This is a genomic window from Streptomyces sp. NPDC059456 (genome assembly GCF_042750055.1).
Taxonomy (GTDB): domain Bacteria; phylum Actinomycetota; class Actinomycetes; order Streptomycetales; family Streptomycetaceae; genus Streptomyces.
In genome coordinates this window covers 1-8,135 of the sequence record NZ_JBHYVA010000373.1, presented here as the reverse complement: position 1 = coordinate 8,135, position 8,135 = coordinate 1, and the positions used below count along the sequence as shown (strand labels likewise).

Here is an 8,135-nt window from a genome sequence, read left to right as displayed (position 1 = left end):
GGGCACGGCGGGCCGGAGCGGAGGTATGCGCCGGGCCGGGCGCAGCGGCCGGCCCCGGGTGGTACGCCTATCCGGCCGCCGGCCTGCCGGGCTGGTCGTGCGTGGAGCAGTGGATGCCGCCACCGCCGGAGGCGATGGTGTCGATCTTCACGGGCACGATGTCGCGCCGGGGGAAGTGCTCCTGGAGGATGCCCTTCGCCCGGTCGTCGGCCTTGGCGTCCCCGAAGCGGGGCATGAAGACGGCTCCGTTGGCGACGTAGAAGTTCGCGTAGGTGGACACGAACGCGTCCCCGCGGCCGGTGATCCTGTCGAGGTCGGGCTGGGGGAGGTCGATGACCTCCAGCCGCTTGCCCTGCGCGTCGGTCGCGTCCTTGAACACCGTCCGCGCCTGGTCGGCCGCGCGCGACCACACGTCGGGCGGGGTGCCGGGGAACGCCTGGTCCAGGAGGACGACGCCCGGCGCGGTGAACCGGACGAGGCTGTCGACGTGCGCGTCGGTGATGTCCTGGCCGCGGACGCCGGCGAGCCAGATCACCTTCTTGACGCCGAGGGTGCTCTTGAGCTCGGCCTCGATCCGGTCCCGGCTCTTGCCGGGGTTGCGGTTCTTGTTGACCACCGAGCTCTCGGTGACCAGCAGGGTGCCCTGGCCGTCGTTCTCGAAGGAGCCGCCTTCGGCGACCAGCGGGGCCTGCTCGCGCGCGATCCCGTACTTGGCGAGGAGCACCCGGCCGACCTGGGCGTCGTTGCGGTGCTCCTGCTTGTTGCCCCAGCCGCTGAAGTTGAAGTCGATGCCGAGCAGCCTGCCGGGTTCCTCGACGAACACCGGCACGGTGTCCCGCGCCCAGAGGTCGTCCACCGGTACCGCGATCACCTCGACGTCCGAGCCGCACGCCTGCTGCGCCGCCGCCTGCTGGTCGGGCCGGGCGAGCATCACGACGGGTTCGTACGCGGCCACGGCGCGGGCCACGCGCGCGATGTCCTCCCGGACCGCGGGCAGCTGCTCGTACCAGACCCGGTCCAGGGCGGGCCAGGACATGAACGTCCGCGCGTGGCTCTCCCATTCGGCGGGGAACCTGCGCCCCGCGGCCGGGGTGGATCCCGTCCCGGGGGTGGTCGGGGCATCGGCCCCGGGGTCGCCGGAATCGGCCGGGGCGCAGGCGGCGGCTCCGAGCGCGAGCGCGCCGCCGATGCCGGCGAAGGCGCGCAGGGCGGTACGACGGGACACGGGAGAAGGGGAGGTCATGATTCCACTGTGACACTGACTGAATATTCAGTCAATCCGACGCGCGGGTCATCCGCGGCGGTAGTAGTCCACCGAGACCGTCACCGGGCCGTCGCCGGGGTCCGCCGTGAGCACGGTCACGACCCCCACGTCCCGGCCGTCGCCGGCCCGTACGCAGAAGGCCCGGCCGGCGCGCAGCGTGGTGAAGGGCAGCTCCGTCACCGGCCGGCTCTCGATGCCCCCGAGACAGTCGGCGAGCCCCTTTCGACCGGGCTGCAGGACGTACGCGTCACTGCTCTCGGGCACGTGGAACCCGGCGGCGTCGCGGCCGACGTACCAGGCGACGGTCTCCTGCGGCACGACCCGGCCCGCCTTGACGTCGAACTCGTAGCTCTCGTCCGGGGAGGTGAGTTCGGTGCCGGTGCGGACCACGGCGTACCCGGCCCCGGCGGTGGGCGTGGTGGGCGCGGCAGTGGCGGCGGGCGTCGGTGCGGGTGCCCCGGCGACGGCTCCGGCCGGACCGGCGGCCTCCTCGTCCTCCCCGCCGTCGAAGCCGGGGTCGAGCAGGGCGTAGGCCCCGGCGGCGCCCAGCAGCAGGGCGGCGCCCGCCACCACCGCCGTACGGCCGCGGCCGCGCCGGGACGCCGCCACACGTCCCCGGCCGCGGCCGCGCGGCGGCCGGTCCTGCGCCGCCGGGGGCTGCGGGGCCTCGGCCGGAGCCCGCCCGGGGGCCGGAGGCACGTTCGGGGCGGCCTCGGTCCGCGCCGCACCGAAGGCGGTGGCGCCGAGGGCGGTGGCGTCGCCGGCGGCCGCGGCGGCCGGAGCGCCACCGGGCGGCACCGGCAGGTCGGCACGGCGGCGGAGCTCGGTGGTGACCGGGTGCGGCAGCCAGTCGCCGGTGAAGCGCAGCTCCCCGCCGACCGCGGGGTGGCTGCGTACGGCCTCGATCACCTGGGCGGTGCTCGGCCGGTGCGCCGGGTCCTTGGCCAGGCAGTGCCACAGCAGGGGCTGCAGGCCGGCCGGGACCGCACCCAGGTCCGCCTCCTCGTGCACCACCCGGTACAGCGCGGTGGGCTCGGGGCCCGTACCGAAGGGCGGCACGCCCCCGGCCACGTAGGCGGCGAGCGCACCCAGGGCGAAGACGTCGGTGGCCGGGCCCGCCGGGCGGCCCAGCGCCTGTTCGGGGGCCATGAAGGCGGGCGTGCCCACGCGCAGCCCGGTGCCGGTCAGCGCACCGGCGTCCGCGGCCCGCGCGATGCCGAAGTCGATGACGCGCGGCCCGTCGGGGGCGATCAGGACGTTGGCGGGCTTCAGGTCGCGGTGGACCACGCCCGCCCGGTGGATCTCCTGGAGGGCCTCGGCGATGCCGGCGACGAGGAGGAGCACGGTGCGCACGGGCAGCGGGCCGTACGCGTGCACCGCCTGCTGGAGCGAGGGGCCGGGGACATAGGCGGTGGCCAGCCACGGCGTGGGATCGCCGGCCCCCGAGTCGACGACCTGGGCGGTGTACAGCCCGTGGATGCGCTGCGCGCTGGCGACCTCCTGCGCGAATCTGCGGCGGAACTCGGGATCGCCGGCGAGCTCGGGCCGGACCACCTTCAGCGCCACCGGGCGGCCGCCGGGGGTGTGGGCGAGGTAGACCCGGCCCATCCCTCCGGCGCCGAGCCGTGCCACGACGCGGTAGCCGCCCACCTCGAGCGGATCGTCGGCGGCGGGGGGCGTGCGGTGGGGGTGCGGGGCGGCACCCGGGTGTCGTGTCGTCATGGCTCTCCCGGCGACGAGGGCGGATCGGCGGCTGTGCGGTCGCCCGAACGGCCTCGGATCCTATCCGACTGTAATTTCAGTCAGGAGGACGGTCGTATGCGTCCCGGGCGCCCCGGTAGGGTGTCGCCTTGTGGCGGACCGTCGAACAGCAATCATGGAAGGGGCCGCGCGGGTCATCGCCCGTCGCGGCGTGCGCGGCCTGCGCGTGGAGGAACTCGCCGCGGAGGCGGGCGTGTCCACGGCGTTGATCTATTACCACTTCAAGGACCGCGCCGGGATCCTGCGCGCGACCCTGGAGTTCATCAACGACCGCGCGGGACGGTACACCACGGAGCGGGGGCCCGACGCTCCCCCGCTCGACGCCCGGGGCGAGCTGGAGGAGACCCTCCTGCTCGAATTCCAGGACGACCCGGCGGTGCGGGAGAACAGCACGGCCTGGGGCGAGCTGCGGGCGACCGCGGTCTTCGACGCCGACCTGCGGGAGGACCTGGCCCGCGCGACGCTCGTCTGGGTGCAGGAAGTGGGCGAGCTGCTGGGCCGCGTCCGGCCGATGGCGGGGGCCGCGGCGCTCGCCGGCGCCGCCGAGCGCCTGACGGCCCTGGTCGAGGGGCTGAGCTCGCGCTGGCTGAGCGGCAGCCTGCCGCTGGCGCACGCACGCGAACTGACGACCACGGCCATCGCGGCCGAGCTCCGGCATCTGGCACAGCCGGACCGGTGACCGCCCCGGCCTGACTTCCCCCGGCCCCTCCCCCGGCCCCTCCTGCGGGAGGGGCTTCTGTTCACCTCACGTCTTGACTGAATTTTCAGTCAGAGACAGAGTCGGGCCATGAGCACCTCCCACGAAGACAACCGCTCCCTCCTAGGCCGCCTGTTCGGCTCCCCCCAGCCCTCCCGCCGGCGCGTCCTCGGCGCCGCGGGGCTCGGAGCCGCGGGCGTGGCGCTCGGATCCGTCGTGGCCGCCCCGCAGCGGGCGAGTGCCGCCCTGCCGGGCCGCTGGGTGGACCGGGACGACGTTCCGCATGCGCGCACGTGGATGTCCTGGCCGTCCCGCACCTCCGTCTGGGGCGGCCGACGCCTCGCCGGAGTGCAGGAGGACATCGCCCTGATCGCCCGGACCGTCGCACGCTACGAGCCGGTGGTCCTGTGCGCGCCGGACTCCTCCACCGCCGCCGCGGCCCGGTCCCTGTGCGGGCCGGGGGTCACGGTGCTCGACTCAATCCCCACGGACGACCTCTGGATGCGGGACATCGCGCCGGTCTTCCGCCGTGACGGCCGCGGTGGCCTCGATGCCCTGGGCCTCAACTTCAACGGGTGGGGCGGCAAGCAGACCCATGCGTACGACGCCGACGTCGCCCGGCTCGTCGCGGACGACCTCCGGCTGCCCTTCGTCCGGACGGACTTCACGGGCGAGGGCGGGGCGGTCGAGACCGACGGCGACGGCACCGTGATGGCCACGGAGAGCAGCCTGGTCAACAAGAACCGCAACCCGGGCATGAGCAGGGCCGAGATCGAGGACGCCGTCCTGCACGCGTACGGCGCGGACAAGATGATCTGGGTTCCCGGCATCAAGGGCAAGGACATCACGGACGACCACATCGACGTGACCTCGCGCTTCGTGCGCCCGGGCGTGGTGATGGTGCAGGTCCCGCCCGCGGACCGCGACGACGTCTGGGCCCGTGACGCCCGCGAGCAGTTGTCGGTCCTCTCCCGGGCCACGGACGCCCGGGGGCGGCGGCTGAGCGTGATCCGGGTGGAGGGTCCCGACACGGTCCGGTCGAAGGACTCCCAGTTCGTCGACTCCTACCTCAACTTCCACGTGGTCAACGGGGCGGTCATCAGCGCCCAGTTCGGGGATTCGGTGAAGGACGCGGCCGCCCGGCGCGCCCTGGCGGAGGCCTTTCCCGGGCGGGCGGTCGTGCAGATCGACGTCGACCGGCTGATGGCGGGCGGCGGCGGGATCCACTGCTCCACGATGCACGAGCCGCTCCCGTAGGACCCGGCTCCGGTCCGCCGTATCCCCGAGCCCTTCCAGACGAGGCAGTATGCGACTGACACCGACCGAGCGGGACCGGCTGCGTCAACATCGGCTTCCTGGAGCGCGGTTCGTCCTCCGACCCCGCTCCGCTCGTGGAGGCGCCGGCCGAGGGCGGCGCGTCCGGCTTCAAGGTCCACGAGGACATGGGCGCGCACACCCGCGCCTTGGACACCGCCCTGCGCGTCGCGGAGGAGCACGAGGCCCAAGTGGCCCTGCACGCGGACGGGTTGAAGGAGTGCCTGTCCGTCGAGGACACCCTGCGCGTCCTGGACGGCCGCACCATCCACGCCTTCCACATCGAGGGCTGCGGCGGCGGACACGTCCCCAACGTGCTCAAGATGGCCGGCGTGCCCGACGTCATCGGCTCCTCCACCAACCCCACCCTGCCCTTCGGCCGGGACGATGGGCGCCGGGGACGTCCTGCACGACCTCGGGGTCATCGGGATCACCTCCTCCGACGCCCAGGGCATGGGCCGCGCCGGCGAGACGGTGCGCCGCACGTTCGCGATGGCCGGGAAGATGAAGGCCGGGCTCGGCCCCCTCGACGGTGCGGGCTCGCACGGGACGGAGGCGGGCGGTGACGACAACGAGCGCGTCCTGCGCTACATGGCCAAACTGACCATCAGCCCGGCCATCGTCCACGGGTTCGCGCACGAGGTCGGTCGACCGAGGTCGGCAAGCTCGCGGACATCGTGTTGTGGTGGCCGCAGTACTTCGGCGCGAAACCGCAGCCGGTCCTCAAGGCCGGCTTCCCCGCGTACGGGGTCACCGGCGATCCGAACGCCTCCACCGACCGGGGCGAACCGCTGGTCCTCGGACCGCAGTTCGGCTCGTACGGGGCCACCGCCGCCGACATCTCCGTCGCCTTCGTCGCGGAGGCCGTCGTCAGCGTCGGCGACCGGATGCCGACGCGCCGGCGCCGCGTGGCGGTCCGCGGGACGCGGGGCGTCGGGCCGGGGAACATGCTGCGCAATGCCCGGACCGGCGCGGTCGACGTGCACCCCGGCACGGGCCTGGTTTCGCTGGACGGCGAGCCCCTCGTCTCCGCGCGCGCCGACGAGGTCTCGCTCGGCCGCCTCTGCTTCCTCTAGGCCCGGTCCAGTTCCACCGCGACGGCTTCCAGGAGAAGCCGGCGTGCGTGGTCCAGCGGCAGCGAGCCGCTGAGCCAGCGGACGCTGAGGCCTTCGAGGAGGGCCGTCAGCCGCTCGGCCGCGGCCGCGTGTGCCGGGGCCGTGCCCAGGGGCCGGGCGTGCGCGAGGAGGTCGGCGATCTCGTGCACCCAGGTGTGCGTGGCCTTGGCCAGGTCCTCCCGCAGATCGGCGTCGAACACGGCGCTCGCCCTGAGCTCGCCCCACGCGGTGCTGTTCTCCCGCACCTCCGGGGTGTCCTGGAGTTCGAGGAGCAGCACCTGCTCCAGCTCGGCCCGCGGGTCGACGGCGTCCCGTCCCGGCTCGCGCTCAGCGGTGTAGCGGTCGGCGCGGTCGCTGATGAACTCCAGGGTCCGGCGGAGGATGCCCGCGCGATCGGTGAAGTGGTAGTAGATCAGCGAGGTGGACACGCCCGCCTCGGTGGCGAGTTCTCCCACGCGCAGTCCGCGCACGCCACGACGCGCGATCACTCGCGTGGCGGCCCTGAGTATTTCCGTTCGACGGTCTGACACGAGCAGTCACTCTACCCGCCGAGCCCGTCACCAGGGCCATTTCCTGATCAAACAATCAGGTGCACCGCTGGCTCAGCGAGACCGCCATAGCCACTGGTCAAAGACGTGACTCCGCGGCCCGCCGGGTCGATGCAGTACCTGCGACGCCCCTCGCAAGGCGCTCGCCTGGCCGATTCAGCAACCACTTAGCCAGAACCATTGACTGAATTTTCAGTACGGAGGAGGATGCGGGGCACACGCCCCCCCTCCCCACCGCCTTCACACACAGGAGTGACCATGACGGATTTGCGGATGCCGGCCGAGTGGACCGAGCACGAGGGCTGCCTGATGGCGTGGCCGACGCGGCAGGAACTGTGGGGTGAGGTCTTCGACGAGGTGAAGTCGGAGTACGCGCAGGTCGCCCAGGCGGTCGCGCAGTTCGAGCCGGTGACCATGGTGGCGCTGCCGGGGGCCGGGGCCGAGGCCCGCGAGCGGTGCGGCGAGGACGTCACCGTCCTCGAACTGCCCCTGGACGACTCCTGGTTCCGCGACTCCGGGCCGCTCATCGTGCTCGGGCCCGACGGGCGGCGCGCGGGGGTCGACTTCCGGTTCAACGCCTGGGGCGGCAAGCACCACCCGTACGACACCGACGACAAGGTGGCGGCGGCGCTGCTGGAGCACCTCGGCGTGGAGCGCGTCGCCTCCCCGATGGTCCTCGAAGGCGGCGCGATCACCGTCGACGGCGAGGGCACCCTGATCACCACCGAACAGTGCCTGCTCAACCCCAACCGCAACCCCGGGATGAGCAGGGAGGAGATCGAGGCGGAGCTGATCGCCCGGCTCGGGGTCACCAAGGTGATCTGGCTCCCGTACGGCGGTCTGCTGGACACCGAGACCGACGGGCACGTGGACGGGGTCTGCGCGTTCGTCGCCCCGGGCAAGGTGATCGTGCAGCTCCCGGGCGATCCGGAGCACCCCGACCACGAGCGGATGCGCGTGAACCGCGCCGTGCTGGAGGCGGCCACCGACGCCGCGGGGCGCCGTCTGGAGATCGTCGACCTGCCGCAGAGCGCGTTCGTCGAGGTGGCCGGCCGGGAGACCGAGGTCGGCTACCTGAACTTCTACATCGCCAACGGCGGGGTCGTCGTCCCCGTCGCCGGCCTCCCCGGGGACGAGGAGGCGCTCGCCGTCATCGCGTCCGCACTGCCGGGCCGCAAGGTCGTCGGCGTCCGCTCACGCGTGATCGCGTACGGGGGCGGCGGCGTCCACTGCATCACCCAGCAGGTGCCGAGCCCGGCGCCCGGCGCCACCTCCCGCTGAGCATGGAAGAGAGAGCACCGATGCCGAGATCCCCCCACCGGACCGGGCGCCGCCGCACCCTCCCGGCCGTCGCGGGGAACGCCGCGGGCGGGATGGGGTCCGCCAGCACCCGGCCCCCCCCGACCAGATCGGCCCCCCGGGGCGCCCCGGGGAAA

6 protein-coding genes and 1 pseudogene are annotated in these 8,135 nt (G+C 73.7%); 4 read left to right on the top strand and 3 right to left on the bottom strand.

The genetic code is table 11. The features are described 5' to 3' along the window. Window positions 1-67 precede the first annotated feature (67 nt). A complete protein-coding gene (locus ACFXA3_RS27160) occupies window positions 68-1,243 on the bottom strand; it encodes an agmatine deiminase family protein (protein WP_385190981.1) in 1,176 nt (391 codons plus the stop codon). 48 nt (window positions 1,244-1,291) lie between these two features. Continuing rightward, window positions 1,292-2,986: a serine/threonine-protein kinase gene (locus ACFXA3_RS27155; RefSeq protein ID WP_385190980.1), complete on the bottom strand. Its 1,695-nt coding sequence runs from the start codon at window positions 2,984-2,986 to the stop codon at window positions 1,292-1,294. Window positions 2,987-3,140: 154 nt separating this feature from the next. Between ACFXA3_RS27155 and ACFXA3_RS27150 the strand changes: the two genes are divergently transcribed. From ACFXA3_RS27150 to ACFXA3_RS27140, 3 genes and pseudogenes are all read left to right on the top strand, one after another. Beyond that, the gene (locus ACFXA3_RS27150; RefSeq protein ID WP_385190978.1) at window positions 3,141-3,704 is read left to right on the top strand and encodes a TetR/AcrR family transcriptional regulator; all 564 of its coding nucleotides are present in this window, start codon (window positions 3,141-3,143) and stop codon (window positions 3,702-3,704) included. 108 nt (window positions 3,705-3,812) lie between these two features. Continuing rightward, window positions 3,813-4,979 carry an agmatine/peptidylarginine deiminase gene (locus ACFXA3_RS27145; RefSeq protein ID WP_385190977.1) on the top strand — a complete coding sequence of 389 codons (1,167 nt, stop codon included), beginning with the start codon at window positions 3,813-3,815 and terminating at the stop codon, window positions 4,977-4,979. Window positions 4,980-5,062: 83 nt separating this feature from the next. Further along, window positions 5,063-6,112 (top strand): annotated as a pseudogene (locus ACFXA3_RS27140) (amidohydrolase family protein); the annotation flags it as partial. On the opposite strand, the gene ACFXA3_RS27135 reads toward ACFXA3_RS27140, so the two are convergent. Beyond that, window positions 6,109-6,681 carry a TetR/AcrR family transcriptional regulator gene (locus ACFXA3_RS27135; RefSeq protein ID WP_385190976.1) on the bottom strand — a complete coding sequence of 191 codons (573 nt, stop codon included), beginning with the start codon at window positions 6,679-6,681 and terminating at the stop codon, window positions 6,109-6,111. The pseudogene ACFXA3_RS27140 and the gene ACFXA3_RS27135 sit on opposite strands and share 4 nt — an antisense overlap. A 276-nt stretch (window positions 6,682-6,957) precedes the next feature. On the opposite strand from ACFXA3_RS27135, the gene ACFXA3_RS27130 reads away from it, so the two are divergent. Continuing rightward, the gene (locus ACFXA3_RS27130; protein WP_385190975.1) at window positions 6,958-7,980 is read left to right on the top strand and encodes an agmatine/peptidylarginine deiminase; all 1,023 of its coding nucleotides are present in this window, start codon (window positions 6,958-6,960) and stop codon (window positions 7,978-7,980) included. The last annotated feature ends 155 nt before the right edge of the window (window positions 7,981-8,135 follow it).

Excerpts from the sequence above, each read along its gene's own strand:
- ACFXA3_RS27150 (WP_385190978.1), top strand. The coding sequence starts at position 3,141 with ATGGAAGGGGCCGCGCGGGTCATCGCCCGTCGCGGCGTGCGCGGCCTG.
- ACFXA3_RS27160 (WP_385190981.1), bottom strand. The coding sequence starts at position 1,243 with ATGACCTCCCCTTCTCCCGTGTCCCGTCGTACCGCCCTGCGCGCCTTC.
- ACFXA3_RS27155 (WP_385190980.1), bottom strand. The coding sequence starts at position 2,986 with ATGACGACACGACACCCGGGTGCCGCCCCGCACCCCCACCGCACGCCC.
- ACFXA3_RS27145 (WP_385190977.1), top strand. The coding sequence starts at position 3,813 with ATGAGCACCTCCCACGAAGACAACCGCTCCCTCCTAGGCCGCCTGTTC.
- ACFXA3_RS27130 (WP_385190975.1), top strand. The coding sequence starts at position 6,958 with ATGACGGATTTGCGGATGCCGGCCGAGTGGACCGAGCACGAGGGCTGC.